Raw genomic sequence first — 20412 nt, 5'->3', positions numbered from 1 at the left:
ATCGGCCCCATGAACGCGCTGGAATCCACCTCGACACGGCCCTACCTGATCCGTGCCCTCTACGAATGGTGCACCGACAACGGCTTCACGCCCTATGTCGCGGTGCGCGTCGACGAGGCGGTGCAGGTGCCGCGCGAATACGTGAAGAACGGCGAGATCGTGCTGAACATCAGCTACGACGCGACCAGCTCGCTGCAGCTCGGCAACGACTTCATCGAGTTCAAGGCGCGTTTCGCCGGCACCTCGCGCGACATCATGGTGCCGATCAGCCGGGTGATGGCCATCTACGCCCGCGAGAACGGGCAGGGCATGGCCTTCCCGATGGGCGTGCCCGAGGCAGGCGGCCTGGCGCAGGCCGGGCCCGAGGCGATGGACACCGGCAGCCCGCAGCCGGCGGCACCCGGCGGCGAGCCGCGGGTCATGCAACTGGTGGCGGTCGACGACACCGACGCACCCGCGCCGTCGGGTTCCGACGACGAGCCGCCACGCCCGCCCGCAGGCGACGCCCCCCGACCTTCGCTGAAGCGCGTCAAGTGAGTTCCGGCCGCGGCGCATGCGCGTGCGTCGCCGGCCGCACTAGAATCCCGAGTTCGCCGCTTTAGCTCAGTTGGTAGAGCACCCGCCTTGTAAGCGGAAGGTCGTCAGTTCGATTCCGACAAGCGGCACCATCCTTCTTCGCCTCGCCCGTTTCCCCCAGGAAAGCCCGGCGAGCGCCCGGGCCTCAGCGCCCCCGCGTCAGCACCTTGAGGCGGATCGCCTCCACCGCCCATCCCTTGGTCCGCAGATGCGCCAGCAGCGCCGGCACCAGCTGCCGCAGCTTGGCGGCCGCGGCGTTGCTGTCCACCAGCAGGCACCAGGTCGCGCCCTCGATCGGGCCGGCCCGCACCGTGCCGCGCAGGCCCGGCGGGATCAGTTCCTGGACCTGCCGCAGGCGCTCGCCCGAGTCGCGGGCCAGCCCGGTCAGGCGGGCCAGGGTGGGCGACTGCTCGGCCGCCTGCATCAGGGGAACGGCGTGGTGGCGGCGGTGCATCAAGTTCCAGACGTGGGGTGCGGGCGCCGGTGGCAGGCGCCTTGGCGATGGGCCGATTATCCCCGTCGCGCCGGCCGCGCATCGCGACGCTAAAATCCGGGGTTTGGCCTGCCACGGCAGCGTCAGGATTCATTTCACATACCCTTCGAGGATGGGTCGCCCCGCGCGTGCAGACGGGCAGGCGGCACCCGCATGCATGGCCACCAACTTTCTGACCAAACTCTTCGGCAGCCGTAACGACCGCCTGCTCAAGCAGTACCGCGGCGCGGTCTCGCGCATCAATGCGATGGAGCCCGAGTTCGAGAAGCTCGACGACGCCCAGCTGCGCGCCAAGACCGACGAGTTCAAGCAACGGGTGGCGGCGGGCGAATCGCTCGACAAGCTGCTGCCCGAAGCCTTCGCCGTGGTGCGCGAGGGCTCCAAGCGGGTCATGAAGATGCGGCACTTCGACGTGCAGCTGCTCGGCGGCATGTCGCTGCACTACGGCAAGATCGCCGAGATGCGCACCGGCGAGGGCAAGACCCTCACCGCCACCCTGCCGGTCTATCTGAACGCGCTTACCGGCAAGGGCGTGCACGTCGTGACGGTCAACGACTACCTCGCGCAGCGCGACGCCGAATGGATGGCGCGGCTCTACAACTTCCTCGGCCTGTCGGTGGGCATCAACCTACCCAACCTGCCGCGCGAGGAGAAGCAGGCCGCCTACAACGCCGACATCACCTACGGCACCAACAACGAGTACGGCTTCGACTACCTGCGCGACAACATGGTGTACGAGAGCGGCGACCGCGTGCAGCGCGCCCTCAACTACGCGATCGTCGACGAGGTCGATTCGATCCTGATCGACGAGGCCCGCACCCCGCTGATCATCAGCGGCCAGGCCGAGGACCATACCGCCACCTACATCGCGATCAACCGCGTGGTGCCGCTGCTGGTCCGACAAGAGGGCGAGGCCGATCCGCGCACCGGCGAGGGCGTGACCAAGCCGGGCGACTTCACCATCGACGAGAAGAGCCGCCAGGTCTTCCTGACCGAGCAGGGCCACGAGAGCGCCGAGCGCATCCTGGCCAGCGAAGGCCTGCTGCCCGAGGGCGCGTCGCTCTACGACCCGTCCAACATCTCGCTGATGCACCACCTGTACGCGGCGCTGCGGGCCAACCACCTCTACCACCGCGACCAGCACTACGTGGTGCAAAACGGCGAGATCGTCATCGTCGACGAGTTCACCGGCCGCCTGATGTCCGGCCGCCGCTGGAGCGAAGGCCTGCACCAGGCCGTCGAATCGAAGGAAGGCGTGGACATCCAGGCCGAGAACCAGACGCTGGCTTCGATCACCTTCCAGAACTACTTCCGCCTGTACGGCAAGCTCTCGGGCATGACCGGCACCGCCGATACCGAGGCCTACGAGTTCCAGGAAATCTACGGCCTGGAGACCATCGTCATTCCGCCGAACCGGGTCAGCAAGCGCACCGACCAGCTCGACCGCGTCTACAAGACCACCCAGGAAAAGTACGAGGCGGCGATCCAGGACATCCGCGAGTGCTACGAGCGCGGCCAGCCGGTGCTGGTGGGCACCACCTCGATCGAGAACTCGGAAATCATCGACGCGCTGCTGATCCGCGAGAACCTGCCGCACCAGGTGCTCAACGCCAAGCAGCATGCCCGCGAGGCCGACATCGTCGCCCAGGCCGGCAAGCCGAAGATGATCACCATCGCCACCAACATGGCCGGCCGCGGTACCGACATCGTGCTGGGCGGCAGCCTGGAGAAGATGCTGAAGGAAGTCGAGGCCGACGAGACGCTCGACGAGGCCGCCAAGGCCGCCCGCGCCGCCGAGCTGCGTGCGCAGTGGGAAAAGGACCACGCCTTCGTCACCGAACAGGGCGGCCTGCGGATCATCGCCACCGAGCGCCACGAATCGCGCCGCATCGACAACCAGCTGCGCGGTCGCTCGGGCCGCCAGGGCGATCCGGGCTCGTCGCGCTTCTACCTGAGCCTGGACGACACGCTGATGCGCATCTTCGCGGGCGACCGGGTCAAGTCGATCATGGAACGCCTGAAGATGCCCGAGGGCGAGGCGATCGAGGCCGGCATCGTCACCCGCAGCATCGAGAGCGCGCAGCGCAAGGTCGAGGCCCGCAACTTCGACGTGCGCAAGCAGTTGCTGGAGTACGACGACGTCTCCAACGACCAGCGCAAGGTCATCTACCAGCAGCGCAACGAGATCCTGGACGCGAGCGACCTCTCGCCGCAGATCAACGGCCTGCGCCAGAGCACCTTCACCGATCTGGTGCGCCAGTACGTGCCCGCCGAATCGGTCGAGGAGCAGTGGGACCTGCCCGCGCTCGAAGGCACGCTGACCCAGGAGTGGCAGCTCGACCTTCCGCTGCGTTCGGAAGTCGAAGCCTCCAGCGCGATCACCGACGACGACATCCTCGAGAAGGTGCTGGCCGCGGCCGATGCCGCCTTCGAAGCCAAGGTCGCCCAGGTGGGCGGCGAGCAGTTCACCCAGTTCGAACGGGTGGTGCTGCTGCAGAGCATCGACTCGCACTGGCGCGAGCACCTGGCCGCGCTCGACTACCTGCGCCAGGGCATCCACCTGCGCGGCTACGCGCAGAAGCAGCCGAAGCAGGAATACAAGCGCGAGGCCTTCGAGCTGTTCAGCCAGCTGCTCGACGCGGTCAAGGCCGAGGTCACCCGCGTGCTGATGACGGTGCAGGTGCAGTCGCGCGACGAGCTGGGCGAAGCCGCCGAGGCGATGGAGAGCCGTGCCGAGTCGATCGCCAACGTGACCTACCAGGCCCCGACCGAGACCGGCGAGGTGGAGACCACCGCCGGCAACCAGGCCCGCGCCGAGCAGACGCTGTCGTCGTCCGACGTGCCCCGCGTGGGCCGCAACGATCCGTGCCCGTGCGGCAGCGGCAAGAAGTACAAGAACTGCCACGGCCAGCTGGTCTAGCACACCCCCAGGCTGCGCGCACTGCGTGTCGCTGCGCCTACCTCCTTGCAGGGGGCGACACCGGCGGCCCAGCGGAGCCGGTTCCGCGGTGTCCCTGGAAGGGGCAGGCGCCGCCTTTTCCCCCGCGACCCTCTTCTGGAGAACCCCATGCCCGTGAATCTTTCCGCGCCCGACGCGTCCGCCCTGCTCGCCATCGACGGCGTGCGCATCGGCGTGGCCGAAGCCGGCATCCGCAAGGCCCACCGCAAGGACCTGACGGTGTTCCTGCTCGACGAGGGGGCCAGCGTCGCCGGCGTCTTCACCCAGAACCGTTTCTGCGCCGCGCCGGTGCAGGTGGCACGCGAGCACCTGCAGGGCAGCAACGGCGTGCGCGCGATGGTGATCAACACCGGCAATGCCAATGCCGGCACCGGCGAAGACGGCCTGGCCCGGGCGCGGGCCACCTGCGCCGCGGCGGCGCAACTGCTCGGCCTGGTGCCGGCGCAGGTGCTGCCGTTCTCCACCGGCGTGATCATGGAGCCTCTGCCGGTCGACCGGATCGAGGCCGGCCTGCCCGCGGCGATCGCCGATGCGCAGCCCGGCCACTGGGGCCGCGCCGCCGAAGGCATCATGACCACCGACACCCTGCCCAAGGCCTTCAGCGCCCAGGCGCAGGTGGGCGGCGCCACGGTCCGCATCACCGGCATCAGCAAGGGCGCGGGCATGATCCGGCCCAACATGGCGACGATGCTGGGCTTCCTGGCGACCGACGCCTGCGTGGCGCCCGAGGTGCTGCAGCAGCTGGCGGGCCGGCTGGCCGAAGGGTCCTTCAACCGGGTGACGATCGACGGCGACACCTCCACCAACGACTCCTTCGTCGTCGTCGCGACGAACAAGGCCGCCCATGCGCCGGTGACATCGCTCGACTGCCCCGAGGGCCGGGCGCTGGAAGCGGCGCTGCTGGGCGTCGCCCGGCTGCTGGCCCAGGCCATCGTGCGCGACGGCGAAGGTGCCACCAAGTTCATCACGGTGCAGGTCGAAGGCGGCCGCACCGCGGAGGAATGCCGGCTGGTGGCCTACGCCATCGCCCATTCGCCGCTCGTCAAGACCGCGTTCTTCGCCAGCGACCCCAACCTGGGCCGCATCCTGGCCGCGGTGGGCTACGCCGGCATCGCCGACCTGGAGCAGGGCGGCATCGAACTGCACCTGGACGACGTGCTGGTCGCGACGAAGGGTGGCCGCAACCCCGCCTACCGCGAGGAAGACGGCCAGCGGGTGATGCGCCAGAGCGAGATCACGGTACGCGTCGGCCTGGGCCGCGGCACCGCCACCGACACCGTCTGGACCTGCGACCTGAGTCACGACTACGTGAGCATCAACGCCGACTACCGCTCCTGACCCGCCGTCCCGTGCCATGAACGAGAAATTCGAACAGCTGATGGCGCATGCCGAGCGCCTGCTCACCCGGATCGAGGCGGTGCTTCCGCAGCCCCTGGCCGCGCCCGACTGGTCCGAGGCGATCGCCTGGCGCTACCGCAAGCGCGGCAACGGCGCCGGCAGGCTGGAGCCGGTGCGCCACCTGGGCGCGATGCAGCTCGCCGACCTGCGCGAGATCGAGCCGCAGAAGGAGCGGATCGAGCGCAACACCCGCCAATTCGTCGAAGGCCGCTCGGCCAACAACGTGCTGCTGACCGGCGCGCGGGGCACCGGCAAGTCGTCGCTGATCCGGGCCTGCCTGCACACCTTCGCGCCGCAGGGCCTGCGGTTGATCGAGGTCGACAAGGCCGACCTAGTCGACCTGCCCGACATCGTCGAGACCGTGTCGGCCCGGCCCGAGAAATTCATCGTCTTCTGCGACGACCTGAGCTTCGAGGACGGCGAGCCTGGCTACAAGGCGATGAAATCGATCCTCGACGGCTCGGTGGCCGCGGCCACGCCCAACGTGCTGGTCTACGCCACCAGCAACCGGCGCCACCTGCTGCCCGAGCACATGAAGGACAACCTGACGTACACCACGTCCGACGACGGAGAGATCCATCCGGGCGAGGTGATCGAGGAGAAGATTTCTTTGTCGGAGCGCTTCGGCCTGTGGGTGAGCTTCTACCCGTTCACCCAGGACGAATACCTGACCATCGTCGGCCAGTGGCTGTCGTCGTTCGGGCTGTCGGCCGAGGCGATCGCGGCCAGCCGGGCCGAGGCGCTGGTCTGGGCGCTGGAGCGCGGCTCGCGCAGCGGCCGGGTGGCCTACCAGTTCGCGCGCGACAAGGCGGGGCGTGCCGATGGCTGATCCGGCCGTCGCCACCACCGCCCGCAAGCACACCGAGGTGGCCGTCGGCATCCTGGTACGCGCCGACGACGCGCTGCTGCTCACCAGCCGCCCTGCCGGCAAGCCTTATGCAGGCTACTGGGAGTTCCCCGGCGGAAAGCTGGAGGCGGGCGAGACGGTCGAGCAGGCGCTGCGTCGCGAGCTGGTCGAAGAACTGGGCATCGCAATAGGCCCCGCGACCGTCTGGAAGGTGACCGAGCACGACTATCCCCATGCGCTGGTGCGGCTGCATTGGTGCATCGTGCGCGAATGGACCGGCGACTTCGAGATGCGCGAAGGCCAGTCCATGTCGTGGGAGCAACTGCCGCTGCAGGTAGAGCCGGTGCTGCCGGGTGCGTTCCCGGTGCTGGCGTGGCTGGCAGCAGAGCGGGGCTTCAGCGGCCCTACGCATCGCACGCTACAAAATCCATAGCTAGAGGCCGGCGTTCTGCGCCGGCTGTGGCTATTATTTGTTAGAAGCTCCCCCGCCGGCGCGCTATTGCAGCCGTGGATCGCCGTGCGGAGCGTCGTCCGGCGGAGCCTCGGTCGGCATCCGGAACTCCTCGCTTGCCCAGGCACCCAGGTCGACGCCCTTGCAGCGCGCGCTGCAGAACGGCCGGTAGCGGTTGCGGGGCGCGTACACGCTGTCACGGCGGCATTGCGGACAGGCGACGATGCGCTCGCCCGGCAGGGCGTGGTCGTACACGGTGGCGTCTTCGTCTTGCATCGCGGGCGAGCGCTCAGGCGCAGAGGGTGAGTTCGAAGCCCGCGTCGGTATCGGCCGCATGCAGCCGGCCGTCGGCGGCGTGGCGCATCAGCCGCACCGACACCATCAGCCGGTTGCCGCTGATCTCGGGCACCAGGCCCAGGGCCGGGTCGATCCGCAGGCGCAGCAACTGGAAGCTGCGGCCCTGCGGGAGCGTCTGCTGGAACTGGCTGTGCTGGCTCATCACCTTCTGCGGAAGGCCGGAGTCGCGCAGCAGCTTCAATAACAGGTAGACCGATTCGGCCAGCGGTGCCAGGGTGGAGGCCCACTGGCCGACTTCGGCGCGTCGCTCGGCGGCGCTGCGGTGCTGCCAGGCGTAGTAGGCCGGCAGGTCGAAGCCGCAGGTGCCGCCCGGAATCCCGATACGGCTTCGGATGCTCATCAGGAAATCGTTTTCGGTCAGCGCCATGCCGGCCTTGCCGGTCCGCTGGTTGAGCGCTTCGAAGCAACGGTCGATCTGCGCGATCACGCCATCGAGCACGCCCTCGGCGATCGACGGATTGCCGCGGTAGGCATCGAGCTGGTGCTTCTGCTTCTCCAGGTCCTTGAGAACGTCGGACTTGAGGTCTGCGCGCGCCGACACGTCCATGATCTCGAAGATCGAGGCCAGCGCGAAATGGTGGTCGAGGGGATGTTCGCGGGGTACCAGCTCGCCCAACCGGCGGAACAGTTGTTCGAGCCGCAGGTAGGTCCGGATGCGTTCGTTGAAAGGATATTCGTAGAGAATCACGGCGGCCATCATAGCCCGATGTGCGGTGCGGCCCGGGCCACCTCCCGGGCCAGGTCCGCCAGGCCCAAACCCTCGTTGAACAGCACCGTATCGGCCGCCGCACGCCGTGCCTCGCGGCTGGCCTGCGCGGCGATGATGCGGCGCAGCGTGGCCTCGTCCAGACCGCTGCGCGCGGTCGTACGCGCGATCTGGGTGGGAATGCTGCAATCCACCACCAGGATCCGGTCCAGCCGCGCTGCCCACTGCCCGGACTCCACCAGCAGCGGCACATCGAATACCGCGACCCGCACGCCGCTCTCCAGCGCGTCGCGGGCTGCCGAATCGGTTGCCTGTCTTACCAGCGGATGCACGATCGCCTCCAGCCGGCGCCGCGCATCGGGCTCGGCGAAGGCGAGGGCGCGCATCCGGCTGCGGTCCAGGGCGCCGTCGGGTTGCACGAAGTCGGGGCCGAAGACGGCGGCGATCTGCGGCATCGCCGTGCCGCCCGCGGCAGTCGTGGCGCGGGATAGTGCGTCGGTGTCGATGATCCGCGCCCCGTGCGTGGCCAGCAGGCTGGCGACCGTGCTCTTGCCGCTGCCGATCCCGCCGGTGAGGCCGAGCCTCAGCATGCCAGCGGCCCTGTGGCGGCCGCCGGCCCGCGTGGGTGTCGGCGCGTCAGAAGCCCAGCAGCCGCAATGCCCATTCGGGTCCGAACGCCATGCCCGACAGGCCCGCCGCAGCCAGGAACGGGCCGAAGGGCACGTAGCCGCCTTCGCGCAAGCGGCTGTTGAGCTTCATCGCGATGCCCACGACGGCGCCGACGATCGACGACACGAGGATCAGCGGTACCAGCGCCTGCCAGCCGAACCAGGCACCGAGCGCGGCGAAGAGCTTGAAGTCGCCGTAGCCCATGCCCTCCTTGCCGGTCGCGAGCTTGAACGCCCAGTACACGCCCCACAGCGACAGGTAGCCGCCGACAGCGCCCCAGATCGCATCGCCGAGCGGCACGCTGGTCCATTGCATCAGCGCTGCGACCAGGCCGATCCAGAGCAGCGGATAGGTGATGTCGTCGGGCAGCAGCGTGGTGTCCCAGTCGATCATCGCAAGCGTCACCAGCGCGGCCGAGAAGACGCACCAGGCGCTGGCCGAGGGCGTCATGCCCCAGCGCCAGACGCAATAGGCGAAGAGGGCGCCGGTGGCCAACTCGACCAGCGGGTAGCGGGCGCTGATCCGGGCCTTGCAGGCCGAGCATCGGCCGCGCAGGACCAGCCAACTCACGACCGGCAGGTTCTCGTACCAATGGATCCCGTGGCCGCAGTGCGGGCAGCGCGAGCGCGGCACCAACAGGTTGAACGCCTCGGCAGGCGCGGGCTCGACCGGCGGGCTGCCGGCCGGCGCGGCCTTCTCGGCCGCCATGGCGGCGAACTCGGCTTCCCACTGGCGCTCCATCATCTTGGGCAAGCGGTGGATCACCACGTTGAGGAAGCTGCCGATCAGCAGCCCGACGACGCCGGCCAGGGCGATGTCGATCTCCGGCGACACCCCCATCAGACGACCTGTCCGAGCTTGAAGATCGGCAGGTACATCGAGACCACGATGCCGCCGATCAGCGTGCCCAGGAACACGATGATGATCGGCTCCATCAGGCTCGACAGGCCGGCCACCATCTCGTCGACCTCGCCTTCGTAGAAGTCGGCGGCCTTGCCCAGCATGTGGTCGATCGAGCCGGATTCCTCGCCGATCGCGGTCATCTGCAGCACCATCGACGGGAAGATGTTGGCATTGCTCATCGCGGCGGTCAGGCTGGTGCCGGTGGAGACCTCCTGCTGGATCTTGTTGGTCGCCATTTCGTAGACCGAGTTGCCCGATGCACCGCCGACCGAGTCGAGCGCCTCGACCAGCGGCACGCCGGCCGCGAACATGGTGGAGAGCGTGCGGGTCCAGCGCGCGATGCAGGATTTCTCGATCAGCGGGCCGAAGACCGGTATGCGCAGCAGCAGCCGGTCCATGAACATCTGCATCTTCTCGTTGCGTCTCCACGCCTGGAAGAAGAAGTAGAAGCCGCCGAACAGGCCGCCGAAGATCAGCCACCAGTAGCTGACGAAAAACTCGCTGAGGGCGATCACGAAGAGCGTCGGGGCCGGCAGGTCGGCACCGAAGGAGCTGAACACCTCCTTGAAGGCCGGGATCACGAAGATCATGATCACCGCCACCACGACGAAGGCCACGATCATCACCGAGGTGGGGTACATCAGCGCCGAGCGGATCTTCGACTTGATCGCCTCGGTCTTCTCCATGTAGACCGCCAGCCGGTCGAGCAGCGATTCCAGGATACCGGCCGCCTCGCCCGCTTCCACCAGGTTGCAGTAGAGGCTGTCGAAGTACATCGGATGCTTGCGGAACGCGGCCGAGAGCGAGGTGCCGGTCTCCACGTCGGAGCGAATCTCGTTCAATAGCTTGGTGACGCTTGCGTTCGGGTTGCCGCGGCCCACGATGTCGAAGGACTGCAGCAACGGAACGCCGGCCTTCATCATCGTGGCCAGCTGGCGGGTGAAGATGGCGATGTCGCGCGGCTTGATCTTCTTGCCCGAGCGGGTGCGCCGCTTCTTGATCTTGAGCGGGAACACGCCCTGGCGGCGCAGGGTGGCCTGCACCTGGTTCTCGCCGCTGGCACGCAACTCGCCACGCACGGGCTTGCCCTGGCGGTCCTTGCCCTCCCACTCGTAGACGAATTCCTTGATGTCTCTGGACGCAGCAGTCGCCATAGGGCCTTCTCCGGTGACGCGGATCGTGTGTTGTCGTACGTTATTCGTTGGTGACCGCGAGCACTTCCTCGAGCGAGGTCTGGCCCAGCCGCACCTTGAGCAGGCCCGACTCGCGCAGCGAGCGCACCCCTTCGAGCCGCGCCTGGGCGGCGATCTCGGGAGCACTGCCGTCGCGCAGGATGATGGTTTGCTGCGCGTCCGAGATGGGCATCACCTGGTAGATACCGACCCGGCCCTTGTAGCCGTTGTTGCAGGCGGAGCATCCCACCGCGCGGTAGGGCACCCAGCTGCCGTCGACCTGGTCTTCCTTGAAGCCGGCGTCGAGCAGGGCCGACTTCGGAATCTCGGCCGGCTGCTTGCACACCGGGCAGAGCTTGCGGGCGAGCCGCTGCGCGGTGATCAGGATCACGCTGGAGGCGATGTTGAAGGGCGCGATGCCCATGTTGCGCATCCGCGTCAGCGTGGTGGGCGCGTCGTTGGTGTGCAGCGTGGACAGCACCAGGTGACCGGTCTGCGCGGCCTTGATCGAGATGTCGGCGGTTTCCAGGTCGCGGATTTCGCCGACCATGATGATGTCGGGATCCTGCCGCAGGAAGGACTTGAGTGCCGCGGCGAAGGTCAGGCCCGCCTTCTCGTTGACGTTGACCTGGTTGACGCCCGGCAGGTTGATTTCTGACGGATCTTCGGCCGTGGCGATGTTGACGCCCGGCTGGTTGAGCAGGTTCAGGCAGGTGTAGAGCGACACCGTCTTGCCCGAACCGGTGGGCCCGGTGACCAGGATCATCCCGTAGGGCCGGCCGATGGCGTGCATCAGCCGCGCCTTCTCTTCGGGTTCGTAGCCGAGCGCGTCGATTCCCAGCTTGGCGCTGCTCGGGTCCAGGATCCGGATCACGATCTTCTCGCCGAAGAGCGTCGGCAGCGTGCTCACCCGGAAATCGATCACCCGGTCGGCCGAGATCTTGAGCTTCATCCGCCCGTCCTGGGGAATGCGCTTTTCCGAAATGTCGAGCCGCGAGATGACCTTGATCCGGGAGGCGAGCTTGTCCTTGATCGCGGTGGGCGGCGAGGCGAACTCGCGCAGTTCGCCGTCGATCCGGAAGCGGACCCGGTAGTTGTGCTCGTAGGGCTCGAAATGCAGGTCGGACGCGCGCATGTTGAACGCATCGAGCAGCATCTTCTGGAGGAACTTGACGATCGGCGCGTCTTCCACCTCGGTGGCGAGCGAGTCCACCGCCTCCTGCGGTGCCGCTTCCTCGTCGAACTGGAATTCCGACCCCAGCATCGTGTCGAGCTTTTCGGCTTCGCTGGGCGCGAGCGACTGGAGCAGCTTCGCCAGCTTGTCGTACTCGGCGATCACCCAGTCCACGCCGAGCTGGGTCGAGAACTTGATCTTCTCGGCCGCTTCCTGGTCGGTCGGGTCGGCGGTGGCGACGATCAGCCGGTTGCTGCGCTTGCTCAGCACCACCACCCGGTAGGCCTGGCAGATCTTCTCGTCGAGCAGTTCGCGGGGCAGCCGCAGCGGATCGATCGCCGTCAGGTCCAGCAGGGGAGCGCCGAACGCGGCGGACACCGCGTGCGCCATGTCGGCCGGTACCACCGTTCCCGAATGGGTCAATTCGGCGAGGAAGCTGGTGCGGTTGGCCAGCGCCTTGCGGTAGATGGCCTCGGCCGCGTGCTGGTCCAGTACCCCGGCTGCGATCAGCGTCCGGCCCAATCCGGGCAGGGCGACAGGCGCAACGTCTTTGGACGGGGTATCTACAACAGCCATGCCGTGGGGAATGCAGGAGTAAAAAAGTGCATCCTACCATCGCCCTTTTTCAACCGCGCCCCCGACCTGCTGGCGGCGGCGCCGGGACCGCCGGTGTGTTGTTTTGGAGCCAGACGGGCCGGCTGCGCCGGTGCGCCGTCGGCTGCCGGACGGCGACGCTAGGCGCGTCGCGTGAGCAGTTGCGCTGCCAGTTGCACCAGGCCCGCCGTGCAGGCGTTGGCCGGCAACTCGGCGATCGCATCGATCGCGCGCTGCGCCTCGGCGGCCGCGGCGTCGCGGGTCGCGTCGAGTGCGCCGGTTTCGCGGACGATGTCCACGATCCGGCCCATGTCGGCCAGGTTGCCGGTCTCGATCGCCTCGCGGATCACCCGGGTCTGCGCGTCCGAGGCCCGCTGCATCGCGACGATCAGCGGCAGGGTGACCTTGCCCTCGCGCAGGTCGTCGCCCAGGTTCTTGCCCATTTCCTGGGTGTCGCCGTCGTAGTCGAGGACGTCGTCGATCACCTGGAAGGCGGTGCCGAGCGCCTGGCCATAAGTGGCGCAGGCGGCCTCGATCCCGGGGGGTGCGCCGGCCAGCAGCGCGCCGATGCGGGCGCTGGCCTCGAACAGCTTGGCGGTCTTGGAGCGGATCACGCGCAGGTAGCCGGCCTGGTCGAGACCCGCGTCGTGCATGTTCATCAGCTGCAGCACCTCGCCCTCGGCGATGACGTTGGTGGCCTCGGCCAGCGTTTCCATGATCCGCATGTCCCCCGCCTCGACCATCATCTGGAAGGCGCGGGAATAGAGGAAATCGCCGACCAGCACGCTCGCCGGGTTGCCGAAGATCTCGTTGGCGGTGGCGCGTCCGCGGCGCAGGGTCGAGTCGTCCACCACGTCGTCGTGCAGCAGGGTAGCGGTGTGGATGAACTCGACCACCGCCGCCAGGTCGAACCGCCGCGGGTCGTCGCATTCGAGGGCGCCGCAGGCCAGCAGCAGCAGGGCGGGCCGCAGGCGCTTGCCGCCGCCGGCGATGATGTAGCGGGCCACCTCGCCGACCAGCGGCACGCCGGAATCGAGCCGGGTGTTGATGGCGACGTCCACGGCACGCATGTCGTCTGCGACGAGGGCGATCGTGTCGGCCGTCGTGGCGGCGGGGGCGGAGAGAGCGGCGGTGGGTGTCAAGGGAGGCGGGTCTGGGCGCTGGCGGAAGGGCTGGCGGATTATAGGAATGGCGCCGGTCGGCGCCGGCGGCGCACGGCCGCTGCGCGAAAAATAGGCAAGTCGGATCCCAACTGCTATAATCATGGGCTCTGCAGAAATCCGTCTGCGGAACTCAGCTCTTCGAGAGTACCAAGAGGTTTACATGTACGCGGTCATAAAAACCGGCGGCAAGCAGTATCGCGTTGCTTCCGGCGAAAAAATTAAAGTAGAACAGATTGCTGCGGACGTAGGCCAGGAAATCGTGATCGACCAGGTTCTGGCCGTCGGAAACGGCGCTGAACTCAAGGTCGGAACGCCCCTGGTGTCCGGCGCAACCGTGACAGTCACCGTACTGTCCCACGGCAAGCACGACAAGGTTCGCATCTTCAAGATGCGCCGTCGCAAGCACTATCAGAAACGTCAAGGCCATCGCCAGCAGTTCACCGAACTGCAAATCGGCGCGATCGCCGGTTAAGGAGCACAGGTCATGGCACAGAAAAAAGGCGGCGGCTCTACGCGAAACGGGCGCGATTCCAAGCCCAAGATGCTCGGCGTGAAGGCTTTCGGTGGTGAGCTCATCACCGCCGGCTCGATCATCGTGCGCCAGCGCGGTACGCGCTTCCATGCCGGCGCCAATGCCGGCGTGGGCAAGGACCACACCATCTTCGCACTCGTCGACGGCCACGTGTCGTTCGGTGTGAAGGGCCCGCTGAACAAGCAGGTGATCAACGTCACGCCAGCGTAAGCTTCGTTTCGACGTCCTCAGAAGCCCCGCTCGACGGGGCTTCTTGTTTTCCGGACCCGTGGCCCGCCCCGAGGCGCCCGCCGGCTCCGCTCCTTTGTAGACTGCAGCACCATGAAATTCGTTGACGAAGCCTTTATCGACGTGGCCGCCGGCGACGGAGGCAACGGTTGCGTGTCGTTCCGGCACGAGAAGTACAAGGAGTTCGGCGGCCCCAACGGTGGCGACGGCGGGCGGGGCGGGCACGTGTTCGCGGTGGCCGATCCCAACCTCAACACGCTGGTCGACTTCCGCTATTCGCGCCGGCACGACGCCAAGCGCGGCCAGCACGGCATGGGCTCCGACATGTTCGGCGCCGCGGGCGACGACGTCACCCTGAAGATGCCGGTCGGCACCATCATCACCGACGCCGAAACCGGCGACGTGCTCTACGAACTGCTGGTGCCCGGCGAGACAATCACCATCGCCAAGGGCGGCGACGGCGGCTTCGGCAACATGCGCTTCAAGAGCGCGATCAACCGTGCGCCGCGGCAGAAGACGCCGGGCTGGCCCGGCGACAAGAAGAGCCTGAAGCTCGAACTCAAGGTGCTGGCCGACGTCGGCCTGCTCGGCATGCCCAACGCCGGCAAGTCGACCCTGATCGCCGCCATCTCCAACGCCCGGCCGAAGATCGCCGACTATCCCTTCACCACCCTGCACCCCAACCTGGGCGTGGTGCGGGTCGCGCCCGAGCAGAGTTTCGTCGTGGCCGACATTCCGGGCCTGATCGAAGGCGCGTCCGAAGGCGCCGGGCTGGGCCACCTGTTCCTGCGCCACCTGCAGCGCACCCGGCTGCTGCTTCACGTGGTCGATTTCGCGCCGTTCGACGACACGGTGGACCCGGTCGCCCAGGCCAAGGCCATCGTCGGCGAACTGAAGAAGTATGACACCGCCCTGTACGAGAAGCCGCGCTGGCTGGTGCTCAACAAGCTCGACATGGTGCAGGACGATGCGCGGGCGGCGCTGGTGAAGGATTTCGTCAAGCGCTACAAGTGGAAGGGACCGGTCTTCGAGATATCGGCCCTGACCCGCGAAGGCTGCGAGCCGCTGATCAAGGCGATCTACCGCCACGTGAAGGCCGAGCAGATCGCCAGCCAGCCGCCGGCCGAGGTCGATCCGCGCTTCGCCGATGCGCCGGCCGCTGCAGCGCCCGGCACCGACAGCGCCGACTGATATCCATCTGCTACAAAAATAATAGCTAAGAGCCGGCGAACGGCAAGGGCTGCAGGCATACATGACGAACGAAAGTGCATCGAACCCGCTGCGCACCGCCCGGCGCATCGTGGTCAAGGTCGGCTCCAGCCTGGTGACCAACGAAGGCCGCGGGCTCGACGAGGCGGCCATCGGCGAGTGGTGCCGGCAACTGGCGGCGCTGGTCCGCGGCGGCGATGGCGTGCCGAAGCGCGAGGTCATCATGGTCTCGAGCGGCGCGATCGCCGAGGGCATGAAGCGGCTCGGCTGGGCGACCCGGCCGCACGCGGTGCACCAGTTGCAGGCCGCCGCCGCCGTGGGCCAGATGGGCCTGGCCCAGATGTACGAAACCAAGCTGCGCGAGAACGGCGTGGGCAGCGCCCAGGTGCTGCTGACCCACGGCGACCTGGCCGACCGCGAGCGCTACCTCAACGCCCGCTCGACGCTGCTGACCCTGCTGCAGCTGGGCGTGGTGCCGGTGATCAACGAGAACGACACCGTCGTCAACGACGAGATCAAGTTCGGCGACAACGACACGCTCGGCGCGCTGGTGGCCAACCTGGTCGAGGCCGACGTGCTGGTGATCCTCACCGACCAGAAGGGCCTGTTCACCGCCGATCCGCGCAAGGACCCGGCGGCGACCTTCGTGCACGAGGCCCGCGCCGGCGACCCGGCGCTCGAGGCGATGGCCGGCGGTGCCGGCAGCGCGCTCGGCCGCGGCGGAATGCTGACCAAAATCTTGGCCGCCAAGCGGGCTGCCGGTTCGGGCGCCTCGACCGTCATCGCCTGGGGCCGCGAGCCCGATGCGCTGCTGCGGCTGGTGGCCGGCGAATCGATCGGCACCCGGCTGGTGGCGCAGACGCAGAAGCAGCAGGCGCGCAAGCAGTGGATCGCCGACCACCTGCAACTGCGCGGCGCGGTCACGGTCGATACCGGCGCCGTCGCCAAGCTGCGCGACGAAGGCAAGAGCCTGCTGCCGATCGGCATGGTGGCGGTGGAGGGCGATTTCTCGCGGGGCGACGTGATCGCGGTGCGCGACGCGGCCGGCTCCGAGGTCGCGCGCGGCCTGGCCAACTACGCGAGCGCCGAGGCGCGGCTGCTGTGCCGCAAGGCGTCGTCCGAGATCGAGAAGCTGCTGGGTTATGCGGCCGAGCCCGAGATGCTGCACCGGGACAACCTGATCCTCACCCGTTGATCCCGGCTGCGGCCGCCTCTGCGCGACGGGCCGGTATCAGGCGCAGTTCAGGGCGTGCCGCGGTTCGGGTCGCCGCGCATGTCGAGCAGGATCTGCTGCGGGCTGAGGTTGGCCGACGCGTCCTTGCAGACGCCCGCCTTGGCGATCGCCAGCGAGGTGCGGGCACGCGGCTCGTACAGGGACACCCAGGTCGGCGTTTCCTGCAATTGCCATTCGCCCTCGGCATAGTGCCGGGCGTAGAGCTTGACCTCGGCGGTGCTGCAGCGGATGCCTTCGTAGGTCGCGTTCACCGCGTTGCCGGCCAGGCTGCGGGCCACCGAGACGTAGCGGACGATGCCGTCGCTCATGATGCTGATCGACGCCGGGTCCACCCCGATCGCCACGGCCGACTGGGCGGGCGACACGACCGGCACGAGCTTGTCGGTCCGCAACGGCGGAGGCGCGGGCGGCGGCAGCTCGACCCGGCCGCCTTCCGGCTCGCCGATGCCCAGCAGGCCGGCCGACGCGGGTGCGGCCACGGCCAGGGCGAGCAGCGCCACGGCGGCGGCTGCGCGGGCACGACGCCCGAAACTACGATCCGGCATGCGGACCCTCCTTGTCTGCCACTGCCGAGGCCGTGGCCATCGAGGGATCGGGTTCGAAAGTGGCGCCGGGCGGCAGCTCGAAAGGCGCCGCGCCGGTGAAGCCGGTGTGCATGCCGCCGTCCTGCTCGCGCATCGGCCGCATGCTGCTGCGCAGGAAGCGGTTGCGCTGTTCGTAGCGGGGCAGGAAGCGGGAGAGCTCGGTCAGCGCCATCTCGTAGACGCCGCGCTTGAACTCCACGACCACGTCGAGCGGCACCCAGTAGTCGTTCCAGCGCCAGGCGTCGAACTCCGGGTGGTTGGTGGCGCGCAGGTTCAGGTCCCAGTCGTGGCCCGTGAGCTGCAACAGGAACCAGATCTGTTTCTGGCCTTTGTAGTGACCGCGCGCGTCGCGGCGTATGTACCGGTCCGGCACCTCGTAGCGCAACCAGTCGCGGGTTCGGGCCATGATGCGCACGTGCTCCGGATGCAGACCTACCTCTTCGTGTAGTTCCCGGAACATCGCCTGCTCGGGCGTCTCGCCCCGGTCGATGCCCCCTTGCGGGAATTGCCAGCTGTGGGTCCGGATGCGCTTGCCCCAGAAAACCTGGTTCTTCTGGTTGAGCAGGATGATGCCGACGTTGGGTCTGAACCCGTCCCTGTCGAGCATAATCAAACCCCAATTTTTTAAACTGAGTCCATTATGCACGCCGCTCCCGGCGCGACAAGGACCCGGCCCCCGGCACCCGCGGATTCGCTCCGTTCGGGCCGCCCAGACAGACCTTCCCACCCCGTGTTCCGAGTGCGCCGCCCATGAAAGCTTCCCAGTTCTTCGTCTCCACCCAGAAGGAGGCCCCCGCCGATGCCGAGGTCGCGAGCCACCGGCTGATGATGCGTGCCGGCCTGATCAAGAAGCTGGGCGCCGGCATCTACAGCTACATGCCGATGGGCCTGCGGGTGATCCGCAAGGTCGAGGCGATCGTGCGCGAGGAGATGAACCGCGCCGGCGCGGTCGAGGTCACCATGCCGGTGGTCCAGCCCGCCGAGCTCTGGCAGGAAACCGGCCGCTTCGACAAGATGGGCCCCGAGCTGCTGCGCATCCGCGACCGCCACGGCCGCGACTTCGTGGTGCAGCCGACCAGCGAGGAGGTGGTGACCGACATCGCCCGCCAGGAGCTGCGCAGCTACAAGCAGCTGCCGAAGAATTTCTACCAGATCCAGACCAAGTTCCGCGACGAGCGCCGCCCGCGCTTCGGCCTGATGCGCGGCCGCGAGTTCACGATGAAGGACGCCTACAGCTTCGACCGCAGCCCCGAGGCGGCCCAGGCGAGCTACGAGGTGATGAAGGATGCCTACCGCCGCATCTTCGACCGTTTCGGCCTGCGCTACCGTGCCGTGGCCGCCGACAGCGGCGCCATCGGCGGCGACCTGAGCCAGGAATTCCAGGTGATCGCCGCCACGGGCGAGGACGCGATCGTCTACTGCCCCGACAGCGACTACGCCGCCAACATGGAAAAGGCCGAGGCCCTGGCGCCGGCCGGTGCGCGGGGCGCCGCCACCCAGGCCCTGGCCCACACCCCCACCCCGGGCAAGAGCACCTGCGCCGACGTGGCCGCGCTGCTGGGCGTGCCGCTCGCGACCACCGTCAAGTCGCTGGTCCTGGCCACCGACACCACCGACGAGCAGGGCGAGATCGTCGGGAGCCAGGTCTGGCTGCTGCTGCTGCGCGGCGACCACGACATGAACGAAGTCAAGGTCGGCAAGGTGCCGGGCCTGGACGCGGGCTTCCGCTTCGCCACGGTGCCGGAGATCGAGGCGCACTTCGGCTGCAAGCCCGGCTACCTGGGCCCGCTGAACCTGCTGCTGCCGGTCCGCCTGGTCGCCGACCGCGAGGTGGCCGCGATGGCCGACTGGATCTGCGGCGCCAACCAACCCGACGTGCACCTGACCGGCGTCAACTGGGGCCGCGACCTGCCCGAGCCCGATCTGGTCGCCGACATCCGCAACGTGGTGGCGGGCGATCCCTCGCCCGACGGCCGCGGCGTGCTGGCGATCGAGCGCGGCATCGAGGTGGGCCATGTCTTCTTCCTGGGCACCAAGTACAGCGCCGCGATGAACGCCACCTTCCTCGACGAGACCGGCAAGCCCCGGCACTTCGAGATGGGCTGCTACGGCATCGGCATCACCCGGCTGCCGGCCGCGGCGATCGAGCAGAACCACGACGAGCGCGGCATCCTGTGGCCCGACGCGATCGCCCCCTTCACCGCGGTGGTCTGCCCGATCGGCATGGACCGCAGCGAGGCGGTGAAGACGGCCGCGCTGCAGCTCTACGCCGACCTGCAGGCCGCCGGCGTCGACGTGCTGCTGGACGACCGCGGCGAGCGCCCCGGCGCGATGTTCGCCGACTGGGAACTGATCGGCGTGCCGCACCGGGTGGTGCTCTCTGACCGGGGCCTCAAGGAAGGCCAGGTCGAGTACCAGCACCGCCGCGACACTGCCGCGACCACCGTCGCCCTGTCGGACATCCTGGCCCACGTGAAGGGCCGCCTGTCGGCATGAGCGGCACGGTGCGTCCGCCACCCGCGCTGGACGATCTTTCACGCCGAAAGTGGCTGATGTCGGCGCCCGCCGCCGGCCTTATGCTATCTTTTTCGAAGCAGGCTGCGGCCGGCTCGCAGCTGGAGGAACCGCTGGCCGACGCGGTGCGTACCGCGCTCAGCTCGGCCATCGCCCAGCAGGCGCCGCCGGTGCCGGAATTTCCCACCACCGTCGCCCGCATGGCCTACCTGCGCTGGCTGGCGGCGATGGCCGAGCGGCTGCAGAAGCGGGTGCCCGACCGCGACACCCGGGTCGAGTTCTTGCGCACCGTCTGGTACGAGGCGGGGCGCGCGGGCCTCGACGTGTCGCTGGTCCTGGGCCTGGTGCAGGTGGAGAGCGCGTTCCGCAAGTACGCCGTTTCCAGCGTCGGCGCACGGGGCTACATGCAGGTGATGCCCTTCTGGACCCGCACCATCGGCGACGGCGACGCCGGCCGGCTGTTCCACATGCAGACCAACCTGCGCTTCGGCTGCGTGATCCTGCGCCACTACCTGGAGCGGGAGCGGGGCGATGCCTTCATGGCGCTCGGCCGCTACAACGGCAGCCGCGGGCGGGCGCCGTACCCGGATGCGGTATTCGGGGCGCAGCGCATCTGGAAGTTCTCGGACACCGCAGCGGGCTGACCGCG

Annotated in this window: 21 protein-coding genes and 1 tRNA gene; 12 read left to right on the top strand and 10 right to left on the bottom strand. The window is 68.3% G+C overall.

The genetic code is table 11. The annotated features are described in order from the left end of the window. Positions 1-9 precede the first annotated feature (9 nt). Together ASE76_RS13050 and ASE76_RS13045 are read left to right on the top strand one after the other, a co-directional pair. Entirely contained in the window at positions 10-537 is a 528-nt protein-coding gene (locus tag ASE76_RS13050) for a ClpXP protease specificity-enhancing factor (RefSeq protein ID WP_055840166.1), read from the top strand. A gap of 55 nt (positions 538-592) precedes the next feature. After that, positions 593-668: transfer RNA gene (locus ASE76_RS13045), tRNA-Thr, on the top strand. 53 nt (positions 669-721) lie between these two features. Here ASE76_RS13045 and ASE76_RS13040 read toward each other — a convergent pair. After that, entirely contained in the window at positions 722-1030 is a 309-nt protein-coding gene (locus ASE76_RS13040) for a DciA family protein (RefSeq protein ID WP_055840165.1), read from the bottom strand. A gap of 196 nt (positions 1031-1226) precedes the next feature. On the opposite strand from ASE76_RS13040, the gene secA reads away from it, so the two are divergent. The 4 genes from secA to ASE76_RS13020 all read left to right on the top strand — a co-directional run bounded on the left by secA (position 1227) and on the right by ASE76_RS13020 (position 6706). Next, positions 1227-3989: a preprotein translocase subunit SecA gene (secA, locus tag ASE76_RS13035; RefSeq protein ID WP_055840483.1), complete on the top strand. Its 2763-nt coding sequence runs from the start codon at positions 1227-1229 to the stop codon at positions 3987-3989. 147 nt (positions 3990-4136) lie between these two features. Next, a complete protein-coding gene (argJ, locus tag ASE76_RS13030) occupies positions 4137-5366 on the top strand; it encodes a bifunctional glutamate N-acetyltransferase/amino-acid acetyltransferase ArgJ (RefSeq protein WP_055840162.1) in 1230 nt (409 codons plus the stop codon). Between the two features lie 16 nt (positions 5367-5382). Continuing rightward, positions 5383-6255 (top strand): ATP-binding protein, encoded by an 873-nt coding sequence (locus ASE76_RS13025; RefSeq protein ID WP_055840160.1) that lies wholly within the window; start codon positions 5383-5385, stop codon positions 6253-6255. Continuing rightward, positions 6248-6706 (top strand): NUDIX domain-containing protein, encoded by a 459-nt coding sequence (locus ASE76_RS13020; RefSeq protein ID WP_055840159.1) that lies wholly within the window; start codon positions 6248-6250, stop codon positions 6704-6706. Before ASE76_RS13025 ends, ASE76_RS13020 begins: the two co-directional genes overlap by 8 nt. Positions 6707-6769: 63 nt before the next feature. On the opposite strand, the gene ASE76_RS13015 is transcribed toward ASE76_RS13020, so the two are convergent. The 7 genes from ASE76_RS13015 to ASE76_RS12985 all read right to left on the bottom strand — a co-directional run bounded on the left by ASE76_RS13015 (position 6770) and on the right by ASE76_RS12985 (position 13369). Further along, positions 6770-7000 (bottom strand): DNA gyrase inhibitor YacG, encoded by a 231-nt coding sequence (locus ASE76_RS13015; RefSeq protein ID WP_055840157.1) that lies wholly within the window; start codon positions 6998-7000, stop codon positions 6770-6772. 13 nt (positions 7001-7013) lie between these two features. Beyond that, positions 7014-7769, bottom strand: coding sequence for a cell division protein ZapD (gene zapD / locus ASE76_RS13010; RefSeq protein ID WP_055840482.1), 756 nt, complete (start codon positions 7767-7769; stop codon positions 7014-7016). An 8-nt stretch (positions 7770-7777) separates the two neighbouring features. Next, positions 7778-8377, bottom strand: a complete 600-nt coding sequence (gene coaE / locus ASE76_RS13005; RefSeq protein WP_055840155.1) for a dephospho-CoA kinase — start codon at positions 8375-8377, stop codon at positions 7778-7780. Between the two features lie 46 nt (positions 8378-8423). Next, positions 8424-9296: an A24 family peptidase gene (locus ASE76_RS13000; RefSeq protein WP_055840154.1), complete on the bottom strand. Its 873-nt coding sequence runs from the start codon at positions 9294-9296 to the stop codon at positions 8424-8426. Further along, positions 9296-10513: a type II secretion system F family protein gene (locus ASE76_RS12995; protein WP_055840152.1), complete on the bottom strand. Its 1218-nt coding sequence runs from the start codon at positions 10511-10513 to the stop codon at positions 9296-9298. The genes ASE76_RS13000 and ASE76_RS12995 overlap by 1 nt, the downstream gene beginning before the upstream one ends. Positions 10514-10553: 40 nt before the next feature. Next, positions 10554-12281, bottom strand: coding sequence for a type IV-A pilus assembly ATPase PilB (gene pilB, locus ASE76_RS12990; protein WP_055840150.1), 1728 nt, complete (start codon positions 12279-12281; stop codon positions 10554-10556). 158 nt (positions 12282-12439) lie between these two features. Further along, positions 12440-13369: a polyprenyl synthetase family protein gene (locus tag ASE76_RS12985; protein WP_055840480.1), complete on the bottom strand. Its 930-nt coding sequence runs from the start codon at positions 13367-13369 to the stop codon at positions 12440-12442. 253 nt (positions 13370-13622) lie between these two features. Between ASE76_RS12985 and rplU the strand changes: the two genes are divergently transcribed. From rplU to proB, 4 genes are all read left to right on the top strand, one after another. Further along, positions 13623-13934, top strand: a complete 312-nt coding sequence (gene rplU, locus ASE76_RS20095) for a 50S ribosomal protein L21 (RefSeq protein ID WP_082448461.1) — start codon at positions 13623-13625, stop codon at positions 13932-13934. 12 nt (positions 13935-13946) lie between these two features. After that, a complete protein-coding gene (gene rpmA, locus ASE76_RS12975; RefSeq protein ID WP_055840147.1) occupies positions 13947-14204 on the top strand; it encodes a 50S ribosomal protein L27 in 258 nt (85 codons plus the stop codon). Between the two features lie 111 nt (positions 14205-14315). After that, positions 14316-15413 carry an Obg family GTPase CgtA gene (cgtA, locus tag ASE76_RS12970; RefSeq protein ID WP_055840145.1) on the top strand — a complete coding sequence of 366 codons (1098 nt, stop codon included), beginning with the start codon at positions 14316-14318 and terminating at the stop codon, positions 15411-15413. A gap of 61 nt (positions 15414-15474) precedes the next feature. Beyond that, positions 15475-16626, top strand: a complete 1152-nt coding sequence (gene proB / locus ASE76_RS12965; RefSeq protein WP_055840143.1) for a glutamate 5-kinase — start codon at positions 15475-15477, stop codon at positions 16624-16626. Between the two features lie 47 nt (positions 16627-16673). Here the strand turns inward: proB and ASE76_RS12960 are convergent, their stop codons facing one another. Then, positions 16674-17210, bottom strand: a complete 537-nt coding sequence (locus tag ASE76_RS12960; protein WP_082448459.1) for a CNP1-like family protein — start codon at positions 17208-17210, stop codon at positions 16674-16676. Continuing rightward, positions 17197-17856 carry an RNA pyrophosphohydrolase gene (locus ASE76_RS12955; protein WP_055840138.1) on the bottom strand — a complete coding sequence of 220 codons (660 nt, stop codon included), beginning with the start codon at positions 17854-17856 and terminating at the stop codon, positions 17197-17199. Before ASE76_RS12955 ends, ASE76_RS12960 begins: the two co-directional genes overlap by 14 nt. Positions 17857-17999: 143 nt before the next feature. On the opposite strand from ASE76_RS12955, the gene ASE76_RS12950 reads away from it, so the two are divergent. Together ASE76_RS12950 and ASE76_RS12945 are read left to right on the top strand one after the other, a co-directional pair. Further along, the gene (locus ASE76_RS12950) at positions 18000-19745 is read left to right on the top strand and encodes a proline--tRNA ligase (protein ID WP_055840136.1); all 1746 of its coding nucleotides are present in this window, start codon (positions 18000-18002) and stop codon (positions 19743-19745) included. Continuing rightward, entirely contained in the window at positions 19742-20407 is a 666-nt protein-coding gene (locus ASE76_RS12945; RefSeq protein WP_055840134.1) for a lytic transglycosylase domain-containing protein, read from the top strand. Before ASE76_RS12950 ends, ASE76_RS12945 begins: the two co-directional genes overlap by 4 nt. Positions 20408-20412: the final 5 nt, after the last annotated feature.

It is taken from the genome of Xylophilus sp. Leaf220 (assembly GCF_001421705.1).
Taxonomy (GTDB): domain Bacteria; phylum Pseudomonadota; class Gammaproteobacteria; order Burkholderiales; family Burkholderiaceae_C; genus Xylophilus.
The sequence above is the reverse complement of the archived record's forward strand: the minus strand, read 5'-3'. Positions and strand labels throughout refer to the sequence as shown.

Bases quoted from the DNA above. Each gene is read 5' to 3' on its own strand.
- ASE76_RS13050 (WP_055840166.1), top strand. From the start codon at position 10: ATGAACGCGCTGGAATCCACCTCGACACGGCCCTACCTGATCCGTGCC.
- ASE76_RS13040 (WP_055840165.1), bottom strand. From the start codon at position 1,030: ATGCACCGCCGCCACCACGCCGTTCCCCTGATGCAGGCGGCCGAGCAG.
- secA (WP_055840483.1), top strand. From the start codon at position 1,227: ATGGCCACCAACTTTCTGACCAAACTCTTCGGCAGCCGTAACGACCGC.
- argJ (WP_055840162.1), top strand. From the start codon at position 4,137: ATGCCCGTGAATCTTTCCGCGCCCGACGCGTCCGCCCTGCTCGCCATC.
- ASE76_RS13025 (WP_055840160.1), top strand. From the start codon at position 5,383: ATGAACGAGAAATTCGAACAGCTGATGGCGCATGCCGAGCGCCTGCTC.
- ASE76_RS13020 (WP_055840159.1), top strand. From the start codon at position 6,248: ATGGCTGATCCGGCCGTCGCCACCACCGCCCGCAAGCACACCGAGGTG.
- ASE76_RS13015 (WP_055840157.1), bottom strand. From the start codon at position 7,000: ATGCAAGACGAAGACGCCACCGTGTACGACCACGCCCTGCCGGGCGAG.
- coaE (WP_055840155.1), bottom strand. From the start codon at position 8,377: ATGCTGAGGCTCGGCCTCACCGGCGGGATCGGCAGCGGCAAGAGCACG.
- ASE76_RS13000 (WP_055840154.1), bottom strand. From the start codon at position 9,296: ATGGGGGTGTCGCCGGAGATCGACATCGCCCTGGCCGGCGTCGTCGGG.
- ASE76_RS12995 (WP_055840152.1), bottom strand. From the start codon at position 10,513: ATGGCGACTGCTGCGTCCAGAGACATCAAGGAATTCGTCTACGAGTGG.
- pilB (WP_055840150.1), bottom strand. From the start codon at position 12,281: ATGGCTGTTGTAGATACCCCGTCCAAAGACGTTGCGCCTGTCGCCCTG.
- ASE76_RS12985 (WP_055840480.1), bottom strand. From the start codon at position 13,369: ATGCGTGCCGTGGACGTCGCCATCAACACCCGGCTCGATTCCGGCGTG.
- rplU (WP_082448461.1), top strand. From the start codon at position 13,623: ATGTACGCGGTCATAAAAACCGGCGGCAAGCAGTATCGCGTTGCTTCC.
- rpmA (WP_055840147.1), top strand. From the start codon at position 13,947: ATGGCACAGAAAAAAGGCGGCGGCTCTACGCGAAACGGGCGCGATTCC.
- cgtA (WP_055840145.1), top strand. From the start codon at position 14,316: ATGAAATTCGTTGACGAAGCCTTTATCGACGTGGCCGCCGGCGACGGA.
- proB (WP_055840143.1), top strand. From the start codon at position 15,475: ATGACGAACGAAAGTGCATCGAACCCGCTGCGCACCGCCCGGCGCATC.
- ASE76_RS12960 (WP_082448459.1), bottom strand. From the start codon at position 17,210: ATGCCGGATCGTAGTTTCGGGCGTCGTGCCCGCGCAGCCGCCGCCGTG.
- ASE76_RS12955 (WP_055840138.1), bottom strand. From the start codon at position 17,856: ATGCTCGACAGGGACGGGTTCAGACCCAACGTCGGCATCATCCTGCTC.
- ASE76_RS12950 (WP_055840136.1), top strand. From the start codon at position 18,000: ATGAAAGCTTCCCAGTTCTTCGTCTCCACCCAGAAGGAGGCCCCCGCC.
- ASE76_RS12945 (WP_055840134.1), top strand. From the start codon at position 19,742: ATGAGCGGCACGGTGCGTCCGCCACCCGCGCTGGACGATCTTTCACGC.